At 71.8% G+C, this 21,399-nt stretch carries 21 protein-coding genes; 13 read left to right on the top strand and 8 right to left on the bottom strand.

The window, feature by feature from the left end:
* The first annotated feature begins 148 nt into the window (after positions 1–148).
* The 3 genes from ADK36_RS09200 (at position 149) to ADK36_RS09190 (ending at position 2,846) form a co-directional block, all read left to right on the top strand.
* Positions 149–1,474, top strand: a complete 1,326-nt coding sequence (locus ADK36_RS09200; RefSeq protein ID WP_030053307.1) for a M20/M25/M40 family metallo-hydrolase — start codon at positions 149–151, stop codon at positions 1,472–1,474.
* Positions 1,475–1,631: 157 nt separating this feature from the next.
* Positions 1,632–1,865 carry a chaplin ChpH gene (gene chpH / locus ADK36_RS09195; protein WP_048584573.1) on the top strand — a complete coding sequence of 78 codons (234 nt, stop codon included), beginning with the start codon at positions 1,632–1,634 and terminating at the stop codon, positions 1,863–1,865.
* A 144-nt stretch (positions 1,866–2,009) separates the two neighbouring features.
* Complete coding sequence (locus tag ADK36_RS09190; RefSeq protein WP_053196954.1) at positions 2,010–2,846, top strand: chaplin; 837 nt, start codon at positions 2,010–2,012, stop codon at positions 2,844–2,846.
* A 102-nt stretch (positions 2,847–2,948) separates the two neighbouring features.
* Here ADK36_RS09190 and ADK36_RS09185 read toward each other — a convergent pair whose 3' ends face one another.
* A complete protein-coding gene (locus ADK36_RS09185; protein ID WP_030053310.1) occupies positions 2,949–3,137 on the bottom strand; it encodes a DUF5703 family protein in 189 nt (62 codons plus the stop codon).
* Between the two features lie 47 nt (positions 3,138–3,184).
* Here ADK36_RS09185 and ADK36_RS09180 point away from each other — a divergent pair, with 47 nt between their 5' ends.
* Positions 3,185–3,862, top strand: a complete 678-nt coding sequence (locus tag ADK36_RS09180; protein ID WP_048584571.1) for a hypothetical protein — start codon at positions 3,185–3,187, stop codon at positions 3,860–3,862.
* 124 nt (positions 3,863–3,986) lie between these two features.
* Here ADK36_RS09180 and ADK36_RS09175 read toward each other — a convergent pair whose 3' ends face one another.
* Positions 3,987–6,194 carry a helix-hairpin-helix domain-containing protein gene (locus ADK36_RS09175; protein ID WP_048584570.1) on the bottom strand — a complete coding sequence of 736 codons (2,208 nt, stop codon included), beginning with the start codon at positions 6,192–6,194 and terminating at the stop codon, positions 3,987–3,989.
* Complete coding sequence (locus ADK36_RS09170; RefSeq protein WP_048584569.1) at positions 6,191–7,174, bottom strand: aldo/keto reductase; 984 nt, start codon at positions 7,172–7,174, stop codon at positions 6,191–6,193. Before ADK36_RS09170 ends, ADK36_RS09175 begins: the two co-directional genes overlap by 4 nt.
* Before the next feature lie 185 nt (positions 7,175–7,359).
* On the opposite strand from ADK36_RS09170, the gene ADK36_RS09165 reads away from it, so the two are divergent.
* Positions 7,360–8,415, top strand: coding sequence for an LLM class F420-dependent oxidoreductase (locus tag ADK36_RS09165; protein WP_048584568.1), 1,056 nt, complete (start codon positions 7,360–7,362; stop codon positions 8,413–8,415).
* Between the two features lie 249 nt (positions 8,416–8,664).
* On the top strand, positions 8,665–9,453 hold the full coding sequence (locus ADK36_RS09160; RefSeq protein ID WP_048584567.1) for a ferritin-like domain-containing protein: 789 nt from the start codon (positions 8,665–8,667) through the stop codon (positions 9,451–9,453).
* An 18-nt stretch (positions 9,454–9,471) separates the two neighbouring features.
* Here the strand turns inward: ADK36_RS09160 and ADK36_RS09155 are convergent, their stop codons facing one another.
* Positions 9,472–10,470 carry a magnesium and cobalt transport protein CorA gene (locus tag ADK36_RS09155; protein ID WP_048584566.1) on the bottom strand — a complete coding sequence of 333 codons (999 nt, stop codon included), beginning with the start codon at positions 10,468–10,470 and terminating at the stop codon, positions 9,472–9,474.
* 62 nt (positions 10,471–10,532) lie between these two features.
* Here ADK36_RS09155 and ADK36_RS09150 point away from each other — a divergent pair, with 62 nt between their 5' ends.
* The 4 genes from ADK36_RS09150 to mshC all read left to right on the top strand — a co-directional run bounded on the left by ADK36_RS09150 (position 10,533) and on the right by mshC (position 14,035).
* Positions 10,533–11,219, top strand: coding sequence for a histidine phosphatase family protein (locus tag ADK36_RS09150; protein ID WP_048584565.1), 687 nt, complete (start codon positions 10,533–10,535; stop codon positions 11,217–11,219).
* A 112-nt stretch (positions 11,220–11,331) separates the two neighbouring features.
* Positions 11,332–11,922 (top strand): DUF3090 domain-containing protein, encoded by a 591-nt coding sequence (locus ADK36_RS09145; protein WP_048584564.1) that lies wholly within the window; start codon positions 11,332–11,334, stop codon positions 11,920–11,922.
* Positions 11,886–12,704 carry an SCO1664 family protein gene (locus tag ADK36_RS09140; protein ID WP_048584563.1) on the top strand — a complete coding sequence of 273 codons (819 nt, stop codon included), beginning with the start codon at positions 11,886–11,888 and terminating at the stop codon, positions 12,702–12,704. Before ADK36_RS09145 ends, ADK36_RS09140 begins: the two co-directional genes overlap by 37 nt.
* Positions 12,705–12,805: 101 nt before the next feature.
* Positions 12,806–14,035, top strand: coding sequence for a cysteine--1-D-myo-inosityl 2-amino-2-deoxy-alpha-D-glucopyranoside ligase (mshC, locus tag ADK36_RS09135; protein ID WP_048584562.1), 1,230 nt, complete (start codon positions 12,806–12,808; stop codon positions 14,033–14,035).
* 93 nt (positions 14,036–14,128) lie between these two features.
* Here mshC and ADK36_RS09130 read toward each other — a convergent pair whose 3' ends face one another.
* The gene (locus ADK36_RS09130; protein ID WP_048584561.1) at positions 14,129–14,704 is read right to left on the bottom strand and encodes a hypothetical protein; all 576 of its coding nucleotides are present in this window, start codon (positions 14,702–14,704) and stop codon (positions 14,129–14,131) included.
* 35 nt (positions 14,705–14,739) lie between these two features.
* Positions 14,740–16,473: a S8 family peptidase gene (locus tag ADK36_RS09125; RefSeq protein ID WP_048584560.1), complete on the bottom strand. Its 1,734-nt coding sequence runs from the start codon at positions 16,471–16,473 to the stop codon at positions 14,740–14,742.
* Between the two features lie 310 nt (positions 16,474–16,783).
* On the opposite strand from ADK36_RS09125, the gene ADK36_RS09120 reads away from it, so the two are divergent.
* Entirely contained in the window at positions 16,784–17,758 is a 975-nt protein-coding gene (locus ADK36_RS09120) for an SMP-30/gluconolactonase/LRE family protein (protein WP_048584559.1), read from the top strand.
* Positions 17,759–17,824: 66 nt separating this feature from the next.
* Here the strand turns inward: ADK36_RS09120 and ADK36_RS09115 are convergent, their stop codons facing one another.
* Together ADK36_RS09115 and ADK36_RS09110 are read right to left on the bottom strand one after the other, a co-directional pair.
* Positions 17,825–18,811: a PAC2 family protein gene (locus ADK36_RS09115; RefSeq protein ID WP_048584558.1), complete on the bottom strand. Its 987-nt coding sequence runs from the start codon at positions 18,809–18,811 to the stop codon at positions 17,825–17,827.
* A 244-nt stretch (positions 18,812–19,055) separates the two neighbouring features.
* A complete protein-coding gene (locus ADK36_RS09110; RefSeq protein ID WP_048584557.1) occupies positions 19,056–19,727 on the bottom strand; it encodes a FadR/GntR family transcriptional regulator in 672 nt (223 codons plus the stop codon).
* Between the two features lie 234 nt (positions 19,728–19,961).
* On the opposite strand from ADK36_RS09110, the gene mtnA reads away from it, so the two are divergent.
* Both mtnA and ADK36_RS09100 read left to right on the top strand, forming a co-directional pair.
* On the top strand, positions 19,962–20,993 hold the full coding sequence (mtnA, locus tag ADK36_RS09105) for an S-methyl-5-thioribose-1-phosphate isomerase (RefSeq protein WP_048584556.1): 1,032 nt from the start codon (positions 19,962–19,964) through the stop codon (positions 20,991–20,993).
* 35 nt (positions 20,994–21,028) lie between these two features.
* Positions 21,029–21,361 (top strand): ArsR/SmtB family transcription factor, encoded by a 333-nt coding sequence (locus ADK36_RS09100; protein ID WP_048584555.1) that lies wholly within the window; start codon positions 21,029–21,031, stop codon positions 21,359–21,361.
* The last annotated feature ends 38 nt before the right edge of the window (positions 21,362–21,399 follow it).

Here is a 21,399-nt window from a genome sequence, read left to right as displayed (position 1 = left end):
GAAACATTACCAGGCTTTCGAGGGTGCCTGATCACCCCCCGTCGTGGCGTGAACGGCGTGTGACGGGACGCGGCCGGTCTTGGGCGGGGGCGGTGGGAGGGGGAGGATGAGGGGGACCACCAGCAGCGACAGTGCGGGAGGAAGCAGCGTGAGCGAGACGGACACGGCCAGGGGCGTCACCGGCGAGGACGAGGTCGTGGACCTCTGCCGCGAGCTGATCCAGATCGACACCAGCAACTACGGCGACCACTCGGGTCCCGGTGAGCGCAAGGCGGCCGAGTACGTCGCCGAGAAGCTCGCCGAGGTCGGCCTCGAGCCGAAGATCTTCGAGTCCCACCCGGGACGCGCCTCCACCGTGGCCCGGATCGAGGGGGAGGACCCGTCCCGGCCCGCACTGCTCATCCACGGCCACACCGACGTCGTACCGGCCAACGCGGACGACTGGACCCACCACCCCTTCTCCGGCGAGGTCGCGGACGGCTGCGTGTGGGGGCGCGGGGCCGTCGACATGAAGGACATGGACGCGATGACCCTGGCGGTCGTCCGCGACCGGCTGCGCAGCGGGCGCCGCCCGCCGCGGGACATCGTGCTCGCGTTCCTCGCCGACGAGGAGGCCGGCGGCAAGTTCGGCGCCCGGTTCCTCGTCGACAAGCACCCGGACCTCTTCGAGGGCGTCACCGAGGCGATCAGCGAGGTGGGCGGGTTCTCGTTCACCGTGAGCGAGGAGCGGCGGCTCTATCTGATCCAGACGGCCGAGAAGGGCATGCACTGGATGAAGCTCACCGTGGCCGGCACGGCCGGGCACGGGTCGATGATCCACCGGGACAACGCGATCACCGAGCTGTCGGAGGCCGTCGCCCGGCTGGGCCGGCACAAGTTCCCGGTGCGGGTCACCAAGACCACCCGGGCCTTCCTCGACGAACTCGGCGACGCGCTCGGCACAGAGCTGGACCCGGAGGACATGGAGGGCACCCTCGCCCGGCTCGGCGGCATCGCCAAGCTCATCGGCGCGACCCTCAGCAACACGGCCAACCCCACCCAGCTCGGCGCCGGCTACAAGGTCAACGTCATCCCGGGCGAGGCCACCGCGCACGTGGACGGCCGTTTCCTGCCCGGGTTCGAGGAGGAGTTCCTCGCCGACCTCGACCGGATCCTCGGCCCGAACGTGCGGCGCGAGGACGTGCACGCCGACAAGGCCGTCGAGACGGGCTTCGACGGGGCGCTGGTCGCGGCGATGCAGTCCGCGCTGGTGGCCGAGGACCCGGCGGCCAAGGCGATCCCCTACATGCTCTCCGGCGGGACCGACGCCAAGTCCTTCGACGACCTGGGCATCCGGGGCTTCGGCTTCGCTCCGCTGAAGCTGCCGCCGGAGCTGGACTTCGCGGGCATGTTCCACGGCGTCGACGAGCGGGTACCGGTGGACGGGCTGCAATTCGGGGTGCGGGTGCTCGACCGGTTCATCGATGCGTCCTGAATTGGCCCGCTGAAAGCACACTTCGGTATTCGACCAGACGTACTGGCCGTGACCGGGGCGGGTGAACGCGCTCATCAGGTCGTAGCCCTATTAGTTCCTCCTCGTTACAGGTGATGCGATCAGCTACTTGTGATCGCATTGCCAACAAGGAGGAATAATGATCAAGAAGGTCGTCGCCGCTGCGGCTGCCACTGGTGGGCTGGTTCTCGCGGGCGCGGGCCTCGCCGTCGCCGACTCGGGTGCCCAGGGTGCCGCAGTGCACTCCCCGGGTGTCCTGTCCGGCAACGTCGTTCAGGCGCCGATTCACGTCCCCGTGAACGTCTGCGGCAACACGATCTCGGTGATCGGGCTGCTGAACCCCGCCTTCGGCAACACCTGCATCAACAAGTGACGTTGTGCCTCGCCCTGTAAAAGGGCTGAGCCCGTCGGCCCCGGAGCGCGTGCCATGCGCTCCGGGGCCGACCGGCCTTTTCGGGACGTCGGTCGACTTCCGGCGTCCTCTCTTCGGAACAAGGTCGAAGGCAGGTATTCAGCAATGCGACAGGTCACCCGCAAGGGCCTGATGACCGTGGCGGCCGCGACCGGCATCGTCGCAGCCGCGGGCGGCGCCGCCCACGCGACCGGCTCGGGTGCGCACGGCTCCAGCTCGAACTCGCCCGGCGTGCTGTCGGGCAACACGGTGCAGGCGCCGGTGCACGTGCCGGTCAACGTCTGCGGCAACACGGTCGACGTCGTCGGCGTGCTCAACCCGGCGAGCGGCAACAGCTGCGCCAACACGGGCGGCGGCCACGGCTCCGGTGGCGGCTCGGGGGCGTCGGCCGACGGTCACGCCAGTGACTCGCCCGGCGTCGGCTCCGGCAACCACGTCGAGGCGCCGGTGCATGTGCCGGTCAACGTGTGCGGCAACAGCGTCGACATCATCGGCATCGGCAACTCCACCGAGGGCAACGACTGCACCAACAACGGCGGCGGGGGCCACACCCCGCCGGGCGGCGGCCACGAGAACCCGCCCGGTTCGCCGGAGCAGCCGGGCAACCCCGGCAACCCCGGGCAGCCGGGCAACCCCGGTAACCCGGGCAACCCCGGTAACCCGGGCAACCCCGGGAACCCGGGCAACCCCGGTAACCCGGAGAACCCTGCCGAGCCGAGCCACCCCGGTACCCCGAGCACGCCGCCCAGCGCGGGCGGCGAGACCCCGGGCGGCTCCTCCGGCGGCAACCAGCCGGGCGCCCACTTCGTCACCCAGCCCCGGGGTGACGCGGAGCTCGCCCGGACCGGCAGCGACCTGCCGATGGGCCTCGCTCTGCCGGTCGGCGCGGGGGCGCTGCTGGCGGGCACGGTGCTGTACCGCAAGGCACGGCCTTCGGCATAGGGCTCGGCCGTCCGGCACAGAACGGAGCGTGCCCCGCCGCGGCGGGGCACGCTCCATGTGTTCCTCTGCTGCTGTTCCTGTCTCGCCGTCCGTCGCCTCAGCTCACCATGTGGCCCGCACCTGGCGGATGATCCGGCGCCGCAGCCGCACCTTGCGGCTGCCGTCGCGCAGCAGGCTCAGGCGGTCCAACTCCCAGTGTCCGTACTCGGCATGGTCCGTCAGCAGGCGTGTGGCGTCCTTGCGGGAGACCCCGCGCGGTACGTACACGTCGACAAATTCGTATTCCGGCATCGCATCTATTGTGCGGGCTGGGGCCCGGTACGGATAGCGTCTGCACTATGTCTGATGCTGTGCAGCCCACCGCTGCCGAGGTACGCGCCGCCGCCGAGGCGGTCAAGACCGCGCTCGACCGCCACCTGGCCGCGGTCGAACGCCGGTCGGGTGAGGACGACCCGGCCGTCTACGAGGCGTTCAACCAGCTGGCCGCGGCCGCCGAGACCTACGACGAGCTGCTCTACGACCGCTACGACGAGGTCACCCCCTTCGAGATCCCCGGTGCGGAGGACGCGTTGCCGCCGTACACGGGCCCCGAGGAACCGAACGCGCTGAGTGTGCTGATCAGGCGCGACTACGCCGTGGCGGAGCCACAGCGGTTGCTGGCGCAGGCCCAGCGGATCGAGGCGGCGGACTACGACGAGGCGGACGGCTCCGGCACGGTGCACGGGGCGCTGGGCACCCTGTTCGGGGAGTTCGAGCCGGACGAGATCGCCTCCCGGCACAAGGAGTTCGGCCTGGAGGAGGGCGACTCCACACTCTGGGTGACCGCCTCCGACGACCAGACCGACCCCGGTGAATGGCTGGAGGCGCCCTTCGAGGGCGTCGACCCGCAGCGAGTGGTCTGCCGCTTCGACGTGAGCACGGTGTTCGACGAAGAGATCGGTGACGAGGGTGACTTCGAGGACGAACTCGACGCCGATCAGGACGAGGAAGACGATCTGGAGCCACTGGAGCGGTAGCGCGCCGCCGACGGCGGTGCGACGGCTGTCATGACGGCTGCGGCCCGGAGAAGGTCCGGGCCGCAGCCGTTGCGTGTGGGTCCGTGACGGTTCCCCGCACCCCGCGCCCCGCGTCCGGTGCGCCTCAGCTCGGCGTCGGCTGCTGTGTTCCGAGCAGGACGGGCAGGCGGGTCGTGCGCGGCTTCGCCGGGACCTCGGCGACCGCTCGCGGCAGGGCCTGCTCCACCCCGTGGACCACGGACAGATGGCGGTCGGCCCGGCCGAACGCCGTGTAGATCCACGGTCGGTTCAGCGTCTGTGCGGCATCGCCGGGCAGCACCACGACCACCGCGGCCCATCTGGCGCCCGCCGCCTGGTGCGCGGTCAGCGCCCAGCCGTGCCGTACGGACTGCTCCACCCGCTCCTTCGGTACGACGACGGCCTCGCCCGCACAGGACAGGTGCAGTCCCTCGGCGTCCGCCTTGACCACGTGGCCCGGTACCATACGGCCCGGTGCGGGCGAGTACGCGACGCGGTCACCGGGGTCGAAGCCGCCGAAGCGGCCGGGGCCGGGGTTGAGCCGTTCCTTGAGCGCGGCGTTGAGAACGCGGGTGCCGGCCGCGCCCCCATGGCCCGGGGTGATCACCTGGGTCTCCTCGGCCGGGATGCCGATCGCCCGCGGCACCGAGTCCGCGACCAGCTGCACGGTGCGGTGCACGGCCTCGCCCGCGTCGCGCACCGGCACGATCACGACCTCCTTGCCGGGCGCCTCGACCTGGTTCAGCTCGCCGATGCCGATTCCTGACACCAGCTCGCCCAGTGGGCCCGGGTCCGGCCGCCGCGAGGCGATCTGCGGACAGATCCGCGCCGCCAGCAGATCGGCGAACACCCGGCCGGGCCCCGCCGACCACAGCACCGCGGGATCCCCGGCCAGCACCAGCCGGGCCCCGTCCGGCAACGACTCCGTGAGCAGGGCCGCCGTCTCCACGTCCAGCTGCGGCGCGTCCAGCAGGACGAGCAGATCGAGGTCGAAGGCACCTTCCGCGTCCCGGCCGGGCCCTTCGGCACCGGAGAGCAGACCGGCCACGGTGGCGACGCCGGGCACGGACCCCGTCGGCGCGGGGTCGTCCGGCCGACCGGACCCGCCCAGGAGCGCCGCGAAGCGGCCCCGGGCGAGCGGGCTGTGCGTGGCCGCCCAGGCCCGCAGCCCCAGAGCCTGCGCGGCGTGCAGCAGGGCCGCCGGTTCGGCCAGGGACGCCTGCCCGCCGGTGTGCAGGACCAGGCCGTGTGCCGCGACCGCGCGGATCAGGTCGGCGGCGGAGCCCGCGTCCGCCGCGGCCCGTTCCCACTCCTCGGCCGAACCGTCCTGCTTGGGCGCCGAGTTGATCAGGCGGGCCAGTCCGTCGGCGAGGCTCTCCTCCGCGAGGGCGTACCGCTCCAGCCCGACCAGGACGCGGACCGGCCGCTCCTCGTCCTCCTCCGCCTCGTCGTCCATCCGGGCCGGGGTGCCGGGTTCGTCCAGGGCGTCCTGGAAGGCCAGGGCCTCGCCCTCGGCCAGTGTGTTCTGCACGGCCGTATCGGCGTCGGGCACACCCCGCTGGGTCAGCGTGGCGGTGAGCGCCGGCATCTCCAGGGCCGTGTGCCCGGCCACGGCCGCCTGCTCCAGGAGCCAGACGGTGATCGCCCGGCCCCGCCGCTCGTCGTCGGGTCCGCACTCCGCGCCGAGCAGCGCCCGCGCGAACCCGTCGGCCTGCTCGGTCCGTACGCCGCCGACGCGCAGCAACTGCCAGGGGTCCGCGCGCAGTTGACCAGCCGCGTCCTCGCCGAGGGCCGCGGCGACCTGCGGGGCGAGCGCTTCCGGGGCGCCGCCGTCGGCCAGCGTGCGGCGCACGGACTCGACGGTCTCCGGAGCGGGGCCCGTGGGCGCCTCGGCCGCCACGGGCCGCGGTCGGGGGGCCGGCTCCGGGGTGGGGCGGCGCGGTGGCTCCGGCTCGCTGAACACGGTGGCGGCGGGCTTGGCGCCGCTCTCCACGGCCCGGACGGCGGCGAGCAGGTCGGCGGCCTTCCCGCTGAGCTTCGTCCCGCTCTCGACGGGCCTCTGCTTCTCGGCCTTCCGCCGCTCGATCCGCTCCCGCTCGACGCGCTGAGCGGCGAGTTCGGCCTCGGCCTCGGACAAACGCGCGGTGGTGTCGCCGTCGCCGTCCTTGGTCGTGGCTTCCGCCCCGGCACCCTCAGCGGCGTCGGCGCCCTCGCTGCCGGCCGCAGCCGCGGCTTCCGCCCCGGCGTCCTCCGTCGCGGCGCCCGGCGTCCCCGGCTCGGTGTTCTCCGTGGTCTCGGGCGGCTCCGTGCTCACAGCGTGCTCCAGTCGTGATCGGGATAGCGGTGCACGGGCGCTGACACGTCGTCGAGCGCCCGGCAGATCTCGTCAGGAAGACTAAGGGCCTCCACTGACAATGCCGCCGTGAGCTGCTGGGAGTTGCGCGGGCCGATGACGGGCGCGGCCACGCCGGGTCGGTCGCGGACCCAGGCCAGGGCGACCTGGAGCGGGGTGACGGCCAGCCCGTCGGCCGCCGTCTGCACGGCGTCCACGATGCGGCTCGCCGTGTCGTCGAGGTACGGCGCGACGAAGGGCGCCAGATGCTCCGAGGCGCCGCGTGAGTCGGCGGGAGTGGAGTCGCGGTACTTCCCCGTCAGGACGCCCCGGCCGAGCGGGGAGGAGGGGAGCAGGCCGATGCCGAGGTCCAGCGCGGCCGGCAGCACTTCGCGCTCCACGCCGCGCTGGAGCAGGGAGTACTCCAGCTGTGTGCTCGCCAGCCGGGTCCGGGTGCCGGGCGCCGCGAGCTGCCATGTCGCCGCCTTGGCGAGCTGCCAGCCGCAGAAGTTGGAGACGCCCGCATAGCGGGCCCGGCCGCTGCTGACCGCCAGGTCGAGGGCCTGGAGGGTCTCCTCCAGCGGGGTGGACGGGTCGAAGGCGTGGATGTGCCAGACGTCGACGTAGTCGGTGCCGAGCCGGGCCAGCGAGGCGTCCAGCGCGGAGAGCAGATGGCCGCGCGAGCCGTCGAACCTGCGGTCCGGGTCGGGCACGCTGCCCGCCTTCGTCGAGATCACCAGGTCCCGGCGCGGGACCAGCCCCTCTATGAGCCGGCCGAGCAGGTACTCGGCCTCGCCGTCGCCGTACACGTCGGCCGTGTCGACGAGGCTGCCGCCCGCCTCCCAGAACGTTTTCAAGAGGTCCGCGGCATCGTGCTCGTCGGTGTCCCTGCCCCAGGTGAGGGTGCCGAGCCCGATCCGGGACACGCGCAGGCCGGTGCGGCCGAGATGCCTCTGCTCCATGAACGCCGAGATTACTGGCCAGAACCTGCCATGTGGGGGCCTGTGGATAACCAGTTTTCAGGACGGTCACCGGGGATCCCCACGGTCGTCGGGGCGACGCCCGCCACACCGGCCTCCCCGCCGGGGGTCCGCCGCGCTAAGGTCGGGCCGACAAGGGACGTTACTGATCGGTAAGGGGATCGGCCATGCAGCTCGGGATCAACCTCGGCTACTGGGGTGCCGGAATGGACGCGGACAACCTCGCCGTCGCGCAGGAGGCCGACCGGCTCGGGTACGCCGTGTGCTGGGCCGCCGAGGCGTACGGCTCGGACGCGGCCACCGTGCTGAGCTGGGTCGCTGCCCAGACCGAGCGCATCGACGTCGGCTCCGCCATCTTCCAGATCCCGGCCCGCCAGCCGGCGATGACCGCGATGACCGCCGCGACCCTGGACTCGCTCTCCGGCGGCCGCTTCCGCCTCGGCCTCGGCGTCTCCGGACCGCAGGTCTCCGAGGGCTGGTACGGCGTCAAGTTCGACAAGCCGCTGGCACGCACGCGCGAGTACGTCGAGATCGTCCGCAAGGCCATGACGCGCGAGCGCCTGTCGTACGAGGGCCAGCACTGGACGCTGCCCCTGCCCGGCGGCCCCGGCAAGCCGATCAAGCTGACCGTGCACCCGCAGCGCGAGCACATCCCGCTGTACATCGCCGCCATCGGCCCGAAGAACCTCGAACAGACCGGTGAGATCGCCGACGGCGCCCTGCTGATCTTCCCCTCCGCGGAGCACCTCGAGGACACGACGATCAAGTACCTGCGCGCCGGGCGCGAGAAGGCGGGCAAGACCCTCGACGGGTTCGACGTCTGCCCGACCCTGCCGCTCGCCGTGGGCGACGACAAGGACGTGGCCACGCTGGCCGACACTTTCCGCCCCTACACCGCGCTGTACGTCGGCGGCATGGGCAGCCCCAAGCAGAACTTCTACAACCAGCTCGCCCAGCGCATGGGCTACGAGAAGGAAGCCGCCGAGATCCAGACAAGGTACCTCTCCGGCGACAAGCAGGGCGCCGCTGCCGCGGTCCCGCAGGACCTGATCGACAAGACCGCGCTGCTGGGTTCCGTCGACCGCATCGCCGACCGCATGAAGGCCTACGCCGCGGCCGGGGTCACCACCCTGTCCCTCGCGCCCGCGGGCTTCACGCTCGACGAGCGGCTCGCCTCGCTCCGCGCCGGCACCGAGGCCCTGGAGCGCGCCGGGCTCGCGTAAGAGGCGGCGCGCCGGGCGTCGTACAGCTCGGGAAGTTTTCAGCGGCCGTGGTGGGGGCTCGGGGGTCTTCCCCGCCACGGCCGTCACGCAGAACAACGCGCGCGTGCCCACCCGGTTACGCCCCCGTCGTGACCCCGATGGTCATTCTTTTGGCGGAGTTGTCCGACACAGGTGTTGCAGCACCTCTCTCGCCGCATTTGACTCGTTCTTTGCGGAATCCTGCGGCGTCCTGCAGAGAGGTGCCCCACGATGCTTTCGGCCAAGAGTCTGTTCCAGGAGATCCTCGACAACGACGAGTCGTTCCGTCTGTTCTGCTCCATCGCGGCCAGCGGTGAGTCCCAGGGCGGCTGGGAGAACGCGCGGATCGCCGCGCTCGTCCCGCAGAGCGAGCGCGGTCTCGCGCCCAAGATCACCCGGCACGGGGCGGACGAGGACAAGCACGGGCGGATCTTCAACGCCCTGATGAAGAAGCGCGGCCTCGAACCCGTCCCCGTCCCGCCCGAGACCGACTACACGATGCTGCTGGAGCGGCACGGCATCGGACTCGCCCACGAGAAGCTCAAGGGCGAGGAGCCGCTCACCGTCCAGGACATCGTCACCTACCTGTCCCACAGCCGGGTCACCGAACAGCGGGCCTCCGAGGAGATGGAGCTGCTGCGCAAGCACTTCGCCGACCACCCCGACCTCGGCCGCGCGGTCAGGATGATCTCGGCCGACGAGGACAACCACCTCGCCTACTGCCACGAGGAACTCCTGCGCTTCGCCGCCCAGGGCCACGGGCGGGTCATCCAGCGGACGCTGCGGGAGTGCGCGCTCGCGGAGATCCGGATCTACCGGGACGTCAGCCTCGCGGTCATGGACCACATGGGCCGCATCCTCGACTGGCCCCGGCCCAAGGCGGCCGTGCTCGCCGCGGGCATCCACGCCGTGTACGCCTGGGAGCGGCTGGCGGGCTGGCGGCGCATGGTGTCCCTGAAGATGCCCGAACGACGCGACGCCCTCGGCGGCCCGGCCACCTCGGCGCCCGAGTTCGCCTGACCCGGACCGCCTGCGGAACTACAGCCAACCCCGGCGCTTGAACAGCCGGTACAACAGCACCTCCAGAGCGACCATGCCCGCGATGAGCGCCGGATACGACCCTGTCCAGCGCAGCTCGGGCATGTGCTCGAAGTTCATGCCGTAGATCCCCGCGATCATCGTGGGGATCGCGGCCATGGCCGCCCACGCGGAGATCTTCCGCACGTCGTCGTTCTGCCGGACGCTCATCTGCGCGAGATGCGCCGCGAGGATGTCGGAGACCAGCCGGTCCAGGCCCTCCACCGACTCGTTCACGCGCGTGAGGTGGTCGCTCACGTCGCGGAAGAAGGGCTGCGCCTTGTCGTGCACGAACGGCACGCGCGCCCCGATCATGCCGGTGCCGGCGAGCCGGGACAACGGCTGCGCGAGCGGGCCGGTGGCCCTGCGGAACTCCAGGATCTGCCGCTTGAAGGCATAGATGCGGGACGCCGTGTGCCGGGAGCCCCCGCCGGTCGGCGAGAACACCTCCGCCTCCAGCTCCTCCAGGTCCGTGCCCAACTCGCCCGCCACGTCCACGTAGTGGTCGACCACGGCGTCGGCGATCATGTACAGCACCGCCGTGGGACCGTGCCGGAGCATCTCCGGCTCGTGCTCCAGACGGCTGCGCACCGTCCCCAGCGGCGCCTCCTCGCCGTGCCGGACCGTCACCACGAACGAGTCGCCGATGAAGACCATGACCTCGCCGGAGGAGACGATGTCGCTCTTCGCCTCGTACCCGACCGGCTTGAGGACCATGAACAGCGAGTCGTCGTAGACCTCCAGCTTGGGCCGCTGGTGCGCGTGCAGGGCGTCCTCCACGGCCAGCGGGTGCAGCCCGAACTCGTCGGTGACCCGGTCGAACTCGTTCTCCGTGGGCTCGTACAAGCCGATCCAGACGAAGGCGTCGCCCCGCAGGCGGCACAGATCAAGGGCGTCGGAGAAGTCCGCCGGCCCCTCCGTCCGGCGCCCGTCCTCGTAGATGGCGCAGTCGACGATCACGGAGCGTATTCTCCCGCCATCCCCTCGCGAGCGCACCCGGTCGTATGCCTACGCTGGGCCGCATGCCCACCCTGATCCTGGTCCGCCACGGACGCTCCACCGCCAACACCGAGGGACTCCTCGCCGGGTGGACGCCCGGCGTCGCCCTCGACGAGCGCGGCGCCGCGCAGGCCGCCGCGCTGCCCGGACGGCTCACCGCGCTGCCGGTCTCCGAGATCGTCACCAGCCCGCTGCAGCGCTGCCAGGAGACGATCCGGCCGCTGCTCGACGCCCGGCCGGAACTCACCGCGCACACCGACGAGCGGATCGGGGAGTGCCACTACGGCGACTGGTCCGGCCGCAAGCTCGCCGAGCTGGGGGACGAGCCGCTGATGGAGGTCGTCCAGGCGCACCCCTCGGCGGCCGCGTTCCCCGGCGGTGAGTCGATGCGGGCGATGCAGACCCGGGCCGCCGAGGCCGTACGCGAGTGGAACGCGCGCGTGGAGCGCGATCACGGCGCCGACGCCGTGTACCTGATGTGCTCGCACGGCGACATCATCAAGTCCCTCGTCGCGGACGCCCTCGGTCTTCATCTCGACCTCTTCCAGAGGATTTCCGTCGAACCGTGTTCCGTCACCGCGATCCGCTACACCCGCCTGAGGCCGTTCCTCGTACGCCTCGGGGACACCGGTGATTTCGCGTCCCTCGCCCCGCGCGAGGAGCCGCCGGCCGGCGACGCGACGGTCGGAGGCGGCGCGGGCGCACCGTGATCGTCCGGCGCAGTAGGGTGAAGCGGTCGAAGCAGCGCCGCACCCACGCTCTCGCCGTCGATCCAGCCGTTCCCAGTTGTCGCCGTACTCACGATTCCCATGGAGACAGGACGTGTCCCGTCAGGTGTTCCTCTACGACCCCCCGGACCGCTTCGTGGCCGGTACGGTCGGACTGCCCGGGCGCCGTACGTTCTTCCTCCAGGCCACCGCAGGCTCCCGGGTGACCAGCGTGGCCCTGGAGAAGACCCAGGTCGCCGCCCTCGCCGAGCGCATGGACGAACTGCTCGACGAGGTCGTACGGCGTAGTGGCGGCAGCGCCGCCGTCCCCGCCATGGCGCCCGCCGAGGTCGCCGACACCGACCCGCTGGACACCCCCGTCGAGGAGGAGTTCCGCGTCGGCACCATGGCCCTCGCCTGGGACGGCGACGAGCAGCGCATGATCGTCGAGGCGCAGGCCCTCGTGGAGCTCGACGCCGACTCCGAGGAGGACCTGGCCGAGGCCGAGGAGCGGCTCCTCCAGGACGAGGAGAACGGGCCCCCGATGCTGCGGGTCCGGCTCACCGGCGCGCAGGCGAGGGCCTTCGCCAAGCGCGCCCTGGACGTCGTCAACGCCGGGCGGCCGCCGTGTCCGCTGTGCAGCCTCCCGCTCGACCCGGAAGGACACGTATGTCCGCGCCAGAACGGATACCGCCGCGGAGCGTGACCTCGGTGGAGCTGCTCACCGAGGGTGAGCTGACGATGCGCGGACGCATCCGCGAGGCGTCCAACGCGGCCCTGTTCTGCACGGTCGCGTACGAGGGGCAGGAGGCGTCCTGCGTCTACAAGCCCGTCGCCGGTGAGCGGCCGCTGTGGGACTTCCCCGACGGGACGCTCGCGCAGCGCGAGGTCGCCGCGTACGAGGTCTCCGAGGCGACCGGCTGGGGGCTCGTACCGCCCACCGTGCTGCGGGACGGGCCGTACGGCGAGGGCATGGTCCAGCTGTGGATCGAGGCGACGCCCGAGGCCGAGCTGCTCGCCCTGGTCGACGGCGAGGAGCCCGGGCCCGGCTGGAGGGCGATCGCCTTCGCCGAGGTCGGCGAGGGGAAGACCGCCCTGCTGGTGCACGCCGACGACGAGCGGCTGCGGCGGCTCGCCGTCCTGGACGCCGTGATCAACAACGCCGACCGCAAGGGCGGGCACCTGCTGCCCACCGAGGGCGGCCACCTGTACGGCATCGACCACGGCGTCACGTTCAACGTCGAGAACAAGCTGCGGACGCTGCTGTGGGGGTGGGCGGGGGAGCCGCTGGGAGGGGAGGCCGGCGAGGTGCTCGGCGCCCTGCGGGAGGGGCTGAAGGAGGGCGGTGAGCTGGCCGTGCGGCTGGCCGGGCTGATCACCCCCGCCGAGGTGGAGGCCACACGCGCGCGCGTGGAGGCGCTTCTGACGTCCGGGAAGTACCCGGAGCCGAGCGGGGAGTGGCCGGCCATTCCGTGGCCGCCCGTCTAGCGGGGTACTGCATGGAGGGCCGTATCGCGCAAGAGGGCCTTACCGGCCATCCGGCCTGGTCCGGTTCGTATCCGGAACATCCGTCCGGTTAGGCTCATGGCATGTATGCCTGGCCCGCTTCTGAGGTCCCCGCCCTGCCTGGTCAGGGCCGCGACCTGAGGATCCACGACACCGCGACCGGCGGTCTGGTCACCCTCGACCCCGGTCCCGTCGCCCGTATCTACGTCTGCGGCATCACCCCGTACGACGCGACCCACCTGGGTCACGCGGCGACCTACAACGCGTTCGACCTCGTGCAGCGCGTGTGGCTCGACACCAAGCGGCAGGTTCACTACGTCCAGAACGTCACCGACATCGACGATCCGCTCCTGGAGCGGGCCGAGCGCGACGACATCGACTGGGCCGCCCTCGCCGAGAAGGAGACCGCCCTCTTCCGCGAGGACATGACCGCCCTGCGCATGCTGCCCCCGCGGCACTACATCGGCGCGGTCGAGGCGATACCCGGGATCGTGCCGCTGGTCGAGCGGCTGCGGGACGCCGGCGCCGCGTACGAACTCGACGGGGACGTCTACTTCTCCGTCGAGTCCGACCCGAACTTCGGCAAGGTCTCCGGCCTCGACGCCGCCGCCATGCGGCTGCTCTCGGCCGAGCGCGGCGGTGACCCGGACCGTCCGGGCAAGAAGAACCCGCTCGACCCGATGCTGTGGATGGCCGCCCGTCCCGGGGAGCCCAGCTGGGACGGCGGTTCGCTCGGGCGCGGCCGCCCCGGCTGGCACATCGAGTGCGTCGCCATCGCCCTCGACCACCTCGGCATGGGCTTCGACGTCCAGGGCGGCGGTTCCGACCTGGCCTTCCCGCACCACGAGATGGGCGCCTCGCACGCCCAGGTGCTGACCGGCGAGTTCCCCATGGCCAAGGCGTACGTCCACGCCGGCATGGTCGCCCTGCACGGCGAGAAGATGTCCAAGTCCAAGGGGAACCTGGTCTTCGTGTCGCAGCTGCGGCGCGACGGCGTCGACCCCGCCGCCATCCGGCTCGCCCTCCTCGCCCACCACTACCGGGCCGACTGGGAGTGGACCGACCAGGTGCTCCAGGACGCCGTCGCCCGCCTGGACCGGTGGCGTGCCGCCGTGTCCCGGCCCGACGGGCCGCCCGCCGAGGCGCTCGTCGAGGAGATCCGCGAGGCCCTCGGACACGACCTGGACGCCCCGGCCGCGCTCGTGGCGGTCGACCGCTGGGCCGCCGCACAGGAGGAGAGCGGCGGTACGGACATCGGCGCCCCCGGCGTCGTGTCGCGCGCCGTGGACGCGCTGCTGGGCGTCGCCCTGTAGGGATCCGGAACCGAGAGAGGGGCGCTTCCTCTCCGCGGGAGGAAGCGCCCCGATCCCTTTGCTCAGGTGCCCGTCCGTTCGTTCAGGTGCCCGTCAGAGTCGCTGGATCCGGACGCCGCGCAGCACGCTCGGCGACTGGGTGTCCCAGATGCCGATCACCTGGTGGCCGAACGCGAACGCCTGCTGGATCTGCTGGTGGATCTGCGGGTTCGGGTTGTTCAGGACCCGGAACTGGTTGTCGATGCGCAGGAAGATCTGATGCGGCTGCCCCTGGAGCGGGTGGACGATGTCGACGAAGCCGTCCGCCACACCGGAGGCCAGAGCCTGCGCCTGGAGCTGCTGGGCGGCCTGCTGCACCGCCGCCAGCGCGACCTGCTGCAACTGCTGCTGCATCTGCTGCTCGTTCTGCTGCGCCTGCTGGTCCTGCTGCTGGCCGCCGAACTGCTGCTGGCCCAGCTGCTGAAGCAACTGCTGGTACGGCTGCTGCTGGCCGAGCTGCTGGAGCTGTTCCAGGGAGCCGCTCATGCCGTACGGCTGCTGCTGGCCGAAGCCCTGCTGCTGGCCGAAGCCCTGTTGCTGCCCGAACGGCTGCTGCTGGTAGGGCGATGTGCTGGGGAACTGCTGGCCTTGCTGTTGTCCCATGTGACTCATCTGCGGGGTGGTGCTCATTCGGGTGTCACCTTCCCTTGATGTGATGGGCTGCGTCAGCCGGTGATCACCAGGCCGACGATCTCGTCGTCCGAGAACCACACTCGGACTTCGGGCCGTCCCCCCGCGAAGGCGGTATGGACCGCCTGGCGGATCTCCGGGGACGGGTGGTTGAGGTTCCGCCAGCCGCCGGCCACGAACAGCCGGAGCCTGGGCGGGAGTTCGCGTGGGTAGGGCAGGAGCTCGTCCCAGTAGCGTTCGGCCAGGCCCGAGCCGACCGCCTGCGGCACCAGATGGGTGACCGCCGCCCTGATGTCGGGGCGGTTGCCGATCCGCTGGGAGGCGGGCCGGCCAGGCGCGTCCTGCTGCGGGGAACCCGTCGCCCGCAGCACGGCACACGCGCGCTCGGGGGTCATCGGCGGCTGGCCCGCGGCTTTGAGCATGCCCTGCAAGGCGGCCAGCGCGCCGACCACGACCGGGGAGGCGGACGACGTCCCCGAGAACGTGTCGGTGTACCAGGCGATCTCCTCGGGCCCGCCCTGAAGGTCGCCGGGCCGGTCCCAGAAGCCGCCGGTGGTCGTCACCTCGCGCCCCCAGCCCTGCGCGTCCACGCGGGCGCCGTAGTTGGAGAACGCGAGCCGTGAGCGGTCCGGGCCGTGGTCACGGCCGTGCGTGCCCGGCGGTGGGGCGCCCGCCCCGACCAGTACGGCGCCGGAGGACGGGTTGGACGGGTTGAACGGGTTGCGCCACGACTCCGGGAAGTCGTCCGGGCGACGCTCGTAGAGCGCGTCGTCCAGCGACTCGGCGCCGTTGCCCGCGGCGGCCACCACGAGGACCCCCTTGGCGGTGGCGTAGCGGACGGCGGCGAGGTCGTCCGGCCACCATTCCAGCGCGATGTAGCCGCGCTGGTCGTCGCGCTGGGCGTACTCGAACCGCGGCCCGGGGCGGTGCAGTTCGATCAGCAGGATGTCGCCGGGGCTCAGCCGGTCGGCCGCCGCGTGGATCGCGGGCGCCGTCCCGATGCCCTGGAAGGACGCGGCCGCGGTCACCGTGTCCGGCACGATGCCGGTGATGCCGTACTCGGTGCGGTCACCGCCGATGACCCCGATCACGGCGGTGCCGTGGTTGCGCCAGGCGAGGTCGGACAGCGGGGTGCCGACGACGACTCCGGCCAGCTTGGCGGCCAGGTCCTCGTGGCCCAGCTGCCAGGAGCCCTCCACGTCGATCACGGTCACGCCCTCACCGGTGCCGCCGGGGCGCTGCCAGGCCCAGTGCGCGTCCACGCCCTCGGGCGCGGGCCGCAGATAGCCCTGGCGGCCGCTGTAGTCGGGCGTGACCGGCGCGCCCTCCTTCAGGCGCCCGCTCTCCGCCCCCATCGGCCCGAACCCGGCCGGTACCGCGCCCGGCTTCACATACGCCGTGTCGATCCCCGGCAGCGCGGCGATACGGGCCCGCAGCTCCTCGGCGCGGCTCTCCCCGCCGCGTACCCGGTAGAACAGCGCGAGGTCGGGGACCTCCTCGGCGCCTGCTTGCGGGGCGGCCTGCTGCAGCCGCTCCTCGCTGCCGAACAGCGGCTCCAGCGTGAGTTGTTCGTCACTGAGGAACATGTCGAGGGCCGACACGTCGGCGCCCGCCACCGAGCGGACGCCCTCGGCCCGGGCCCGCAGCCGGACCTCCGGGCGGGCGACGACGATCAGCTCCCGCTCGGCTCCTCGATAGGTGAATCCCGCTCCGTCGGGCCCCGGCCCGGACGCTCCCGGGCCCTGCGCCGGCTCTGCCTGGTCGGTCATCGTCTGCCGCTCCCTTCGGTTCCTGCGGATACCAAGTGCGGGTGGTGCGGCGCGCCTTCGCAGGACAACCAAGCACGCGCGGCCCGGTCCGTCCAGACTTATTTCGCCAACTCGGTTTGAAACAAGTTGAATTGGGCACCGTGTGCAATCCGGCGTGAAAGAGATGTCACGCCACAATCGGGCCAGATGTGCCCAGTCGCTGTCGAGAGGCTGTCTACGGCTGCGGAGGCATCCGGCGTGTGGTGGGGTGGACGAGTCAGTTGACCGTTGGACCAGCTGTCGGCTGGTCCTCTTCGTGGAAGGACGCACAGTGGCCCCCGAACACCGCTCCTTCGCAGCTCGCCCCACCCGCCGCAGACTCCTCACGGCCGGCGCCGCCACCGCCGGAGCCGTGCTCGTCGGGTCGGCCGGCACCCCCGCCGCCGCGGCCGGGAAGACCCGGCCCGTCGTGATCCACCTCCCGAACGGCTTCCGCCCGGAGGGCATCACCATCGGCGGCGGACCGTACGCCTACCTCGGCTCGCTCGGCGACGGCTCGATCTACCGCGCCGACCTGCGCACCGGCGAGGGCGGCATCATCTCGGCCGGACCCGGCACGCCCTCGGTCGGCCTCAAACTCGATCACCGGGGACGCCTGTTCGTCGCCGCACGCGGCCAGGGCACCCGCGTCGTGGACACCCGCACCGGCGAGGTCCTCGCCTCGTACGTCCTCACCACGGCGACCCCGTCCTTCGCCAACGACGTGTTCCTGACCCCGCGCACGGCCTGGTTCACCGACTCCTTCCAGCCCGCGCTGTACGCCCTGCCGCTCGGCCGGCACGGGGAACTGCCGGGCGCGGACGACGTCGTGACGATCACCCTGAGCGGCGACTGGAGCCAGGTCCCCGGCGAGGTCGTGAACGCCAACGGCATCACGAGCACCCCTGACGGCTCCGCGCTGCTGGTCGTGCAGTCCGGGGTGGGCGGCCTGCACCGCGTGAACCCGCGCACCGGCGTCACCCGGCTCGTCGACCTCGGCGACGCGGCCCCGCTCTCCAACGGCGACGGACTGCTGCTGGACGGACGCACGCTGTACGTCGTGCAGAACCGGCAGAACGCGATCGACGTGTTCAGGCTCTCCGCGGACGGCCGCAGCGGCGTCTTCCGGCGCCGTGTCACCGACCCGCTCTTCGACGTGCCGACCACGGTGGCCGCGTACCGGGGCCGCCTCTACCTGCCCAACGCGCGCTTCACCACGACACCGACACCGGAGACGACGTACGACGTGATCTCCGTGCCCGCGTGACGATCCTGCCCGTATGACGAAGGAGGGCGGTGCGCAGTCCGCGCACCGCCCTCCTTCGTCTCTTTCTCAGTCCTCCGACGACTCGTCGTCGTCCGTGGTGCCCGGCTTCGGTGGCTTGGGCGGCTTCGCGCGACCGCTCGGGTTGTCCCTCAGGAAGGGGCCGGGGGACTCCCCGCCGTCCGCCGTGGCGTGCCCGCCCGGCGTCGGGCCGCCGCCGTCCCGTCGGCGCAGATACCGCTCGAACTCGCGGGCGATCGCCTCGCCCGACGCCTCCGGCAGCTCCGCGGTGTCCCGGGCCTCCTCCAGCGACTGCACGTACTCGGCGACCTCGCTGTCCTCGGCGGCCAGCTGGTCCACACCGACCTGCCAGGCGCGCGCGTCCTCGGGCAGCTCGCCCAGCGGGATGCGCACGTCGATCAGGTCTTCCAGGCGGTTGAGCAGGGCCAGCGTCGCCTTCGGGTTCGGCGGCTGCGAGACGTAGTGCGGTACGGCCGCCCACAGCGACACCGCCGGGACGCCTGCGTGTGTGCACGCCTCCTGGAGGACGCCGACGATGCCCGTCGGGCCCTCGTACTTGGTCTCCTCCAGATCCATTCGCTGGGCCAGGTCCGCGTCGGACGTGGTCCCGCTGATCGGGACCGGACGCGTGTGCGGGGTGTCACCGAGCAGGGCGCCCAGGATGACCACCAGCTCCACGCCCAGTTCGTGCGCGAAGCCGAGGAGCTCGTTGCAGAACGAGCGCCAGCGCATGGACGGTTCGATACCTCGGACGAGCACGAGGTCACGCGGCTTCTCGCCGCCGACGCGGACCACCGAAAGCCTGGTCGTGGGCCAAGTGATCTTGCGGACGCCCGCGTCCATCCATACCGTGGGGCGGTTCACTTGGAAGTCGTAGTAGTCCTCGGCGTCCAGCGCCGCGAACACCTCGCCCTTCCACTCCCTGTCCAGATGCGCGACCGCGGTGGAAGCGGCGTCGCCGGCATCGTTCCAGCCCTCGAACGCGGCCACCATGACCGGGTCGATCAGCTCGGGAACCCCCTCGAGCTCGATCACCCAGTGCCTCCTTCCGACGTGCCCTCGCTTGACCACCCAACCTTACGGCGTGCGGCGGGGGCGCCCGCAGCCCCCTTGCACGGGGGAGTGAACGGATCACTGCCCCGTTCGTCACCGGGGAACACCCCGGAGCCTCTCACCCGGGCGAGTGGGCCGACCCAGCAGCGCGGGGAACTGCGCGAGCGGCCACAACGAACCGGCACCCGCAAGACGACGCGCACTCCCATGGCGCACCTGGCCGAACTCACAGAGTGGACCGCAGCCACTGCTCCACGCTCGCGATGTGCACCGTCGCCCACGACTTCGCCGCCTCCGCGTCGCGGTCCCGCAGCGCCGCCAGGATCGCCCGGTGCTCGTGCAGGGTCCGGCTGACCGCGTCCTCCTGGGTCAGCCCGCGCCAGATGCGGGCCCGAGTCGTCGGCCCCGACAGCCCGTCGAGGAGCGAACAGAGCACCGAGTTCCCCGAGCTCTGCACGATGCCCCGGTGGAACTCCAGGTCGCAGGCGACGAGCTCCTCCACCGACGGATCGTTGCCGAGCTTGTCCAACTGGTTGGTCAGCGCGTTCAGTTGCTGCTCGCTGATCCGGGACGCGGCCATCGCCGTGGCGGCCGGCTCCAGGATGCGGCGTACGGCGAGGAACTCCAGCACCGTGTCGTCGCGGTGGAAGTCGACGACGAAGCTCAGCGCCTCCAGCAACAGCTGCGGATCCAGACTCGTGACATACGTGCCGTCGCCCTGCCGCACGTCCAGGATCCGGATCAGTGACAGAGCGCGCACGGCCTCGCGCAGGGAGTTGCGGGACAGCCCGAGATCGGCGGCCAGCTCGCTCTCCTTGGGGAGCCGGTCGCCGGGGCGCAGCGCGCCGGAGACGATCATGCCCTTGATCTTCTCGATCGCCTCGTCGGTGACTGCCATGGCCGCCCTCCCGGTCGTTCAGGATGTCGTGCAAGACATCCGACGTCTCAGGCACATTATGCGGTCTGTTCAGATGAGCGCCTCCGCCGTGGACCAACAGGTCGATCGCGCCCACGCCGCGCCCCCTCCGGGGGGAGCGGCTGTCTCGAACTGTGGTTCCCCAAGGTCATGTACGGTGACGGACACCCACAGGAGTACTAGGAGTGTCCTCTTATGTCCCAGGAAGTGCGGCCCATGCCCGAGGAATTGCGTGCCGTCCAGTGGACCGGAACGAGCCTCGCGCTGATCGACCAGACCGTGCTCCCGCACCGCACCGAGACGATGGACGTCCGTGATGTGGACACCCTGGTCGACGCGATCCAGCGGCTCGTCGTGCGCGGTGCGCCCGCGATCGGCGCCGCGGGAGCCTACGGCGTCGCGCTCGCGCTGCTCCAGGGCGAGCGGGAGGGCTGGTCGGCCGACGAGATACGCGCGGCCGTGGCCCGCGTCCGTGACGCCCGGCCCACCGCGGTCAACCTCATGGTGTGCGTGGACCGCGTCATGACCCGCTTCGACGAGGGCCTCGACGCGGTGCTGGAGGAGGCCGCCGCCGTCCAGCAGGAGGACGTCGACGCGAACCGCGCCATGGCCGCGTTCGGCGCCGACTGGCTGCTCGGACGGGTCGGCGTCGAGCGGCCGTTGCGCATCCTCACCCACTGCAACACCGGCGCGCTCGCCACCTCCGGCTGGGGCACGGCGCTCGGCGTCATCCGCGAACTGCACGCCCGTGGCCGCCTGGAGGTCGTGTACGCCGACGAGACGCGCCCGCTGCTCCAGGGCTCCCGCCTGACCGCCTGGGAGCTGGTCCAGGAGGGCATCCCGCACTACGTCCAGGCCGACGGCGCCGCGGCCGGCACCATCCTGCGCGGCGAGGTCGACGCGGCGGTCGTCGGCGCCGACCGGATCGCCGCGAACGGCGACACCGCGAACAAGGTCGGCACCGTGGGGGTCGCCCTGGCCTGCGCGGACGCAGGGATCCCGTTCCTGGTGGCGGCGCCGACGACGACCGTCGACCTGGCCACGAAGACCGGCGACGACATCCACATCGAACTCCGGGGCGAGGACGAGGTGCTGGAGTGGGGTGGCATACGGACCGCTCCGGCGGCCTCGCGCGGCCACAACCCGGCGTTCGACGTCACGCCGGGGCGTCTGGTGACCGGGCTGGTCACCGAGCGTGGGGTGCTGGAGGTGTCGGCGGGGGAGCTGCCGGGGGAGAGGCTGCGCTGAAGTCCGTGGGAGGTGGCGACCTATACTCCGGACCCATGGCCGACGCTGCGATCTCACCGGACGCGGATCTGGTCGGCGCCCTGAAGGCGCTGGCCAACCCGGTGCGGCTACAGCTGTTGGTGTGGCTGCGTGAGCCCGAGCGGCACTTCTCGCAGTACGAGGCGATCGCGGACCCGGCCGAGGTCGGGGTCTGTGTGAGCCACATCCAGGCCAAGGCCGGGCTGGCCCAGTCGACGGTGTCGGCGTACATGGCGGAGCTTCAGCGGGCGGGTCTGGTGCGGGCGACGCGGGTGGGCAAGTGGACCCACTACAAGCGGGACGAGGAGCGCATCGCCGAGCTGGTGGCCCAACTCGGGCGAACCCTCTAGCAGTTGGACACGTGGGCGTGCGAGTGCCGCCCTGTTGG

This window comes from Streptomyces viridochromogenes, from assembly GCF_001270495.1.
GTDB classification, from domain to species: Bacteria; Actinomycetota; Actinomycetes; order Streptomycetales; family Streptomycetaceae; genus Streptomyces; species Streptomyces viridochromogenes_A.
The sequence above is the reverse complement of the archived record's forward strand: the minus strand, read 5'-3'. Positions and strand labels throughout refer to the sequence as shown.